This window comes from Pseudomonas sp. AGC41 (assembly GCF_057334555.1).
Window position 1 is genome coordinate 60218 of the sequence record NZ_JBHFJB010000004.1, and the last position, 965, is coordinate 61182.

Annotated in this window: 1 protein-coding gene; it reads left to right on the forward strand. The window is 63.8% G+C overall.

Translation table 11 applies throughout. The features are described from left to right. Positions 1 to 52: 52 nt before the first annotated feature. Complete coding sequence (locus ACE04F_RS00685; protein ID WP_486104056.1) at positions 53 to 943, forward strand: 2-hydroxy-3-oxopropionate reductase; 891 nt, start codon at positions 53 to 55, stop codon at positions 941 to 943. Positions 944 to 965: the final 22 nt, after the last annotated feature.

The window sequence follows — 965 nt, forward strand, 5'->3', positions numbered from 1 at the left end:
CCCCCCCCCGCCACAGAGTCCGCGGGGCACTTTAATAAAAGAGGATTTCCACATGGCTAAAATCGGATTCATCGGCACCGGCATCATGGGCCATCCCATGGCACTGAACCTGCAAAAGGCCGGTCACAGCCTGTTCCTGACCCAGCATCACGACGCTGCCCCGGCCGACCTCGTGGCCGGCGGCGCGGTGGCGCTGGCCAACCCGAAGGAAGTCGCCCAGGAGGCCGAGTTCATCATCGTCATGGTCCCGGACACCCCACAGGTCGAGGACGTGCTGTTCCGCGCCGACGGCGTAGCGGCCGGCGTGGGCGCGGGCAAGGTGGTGATCGACATGAGCTCGATCTCCCCCACCGCCACCAAGGCGTTCGCGACGAAGATCAATGAAAAAGGCGCGCAGTACCTCGACGCCCCTGTATCGGGCGGTGAAGTCGGCGCCAAGGCCGCGACCCTGAGCATCATGGTCGGTGGCGACAGCGCCGCGTTCGAGCGCGCGCTGCCATTGTTCCAGGCGATGGGCAAGAACATCACCCTGGTGGGCGGCAACGGCGATGGCCAGACCGCCAAGGTGGCGAACCAGATCATCGTCGCGCTGAACATCCAGGCCGTGGCCGAGGCCCTGCTGTTCGCCTCGAAGAACGGGGCCGACCCGGCCAAGGTTCGTGAAGCGCTGATGGGCGGTTTCGCCTCGTCGAAGATCCTCGAAGTGCACGGTGAGCGCATGATCAAGGGCACCTTCGACCCGGGCTTCCGCATCAGCCTGCACCAGAAAGACCTGAACCTGGCCCTGCAAGGCGCCAGGGAACTGAACATCAACCTGCCCAACACCGCCAACGCCCAGCAAGTGTTCAGCACCTGCGCAGCCATCGGTGGCAGCAATTGGGATCACTCGGCACTGATCAAGGGGCTGGAGCACATGGCCAATTTCTCGATTCGCGACAACTGACACATCAGAGAACCCTGTGGGA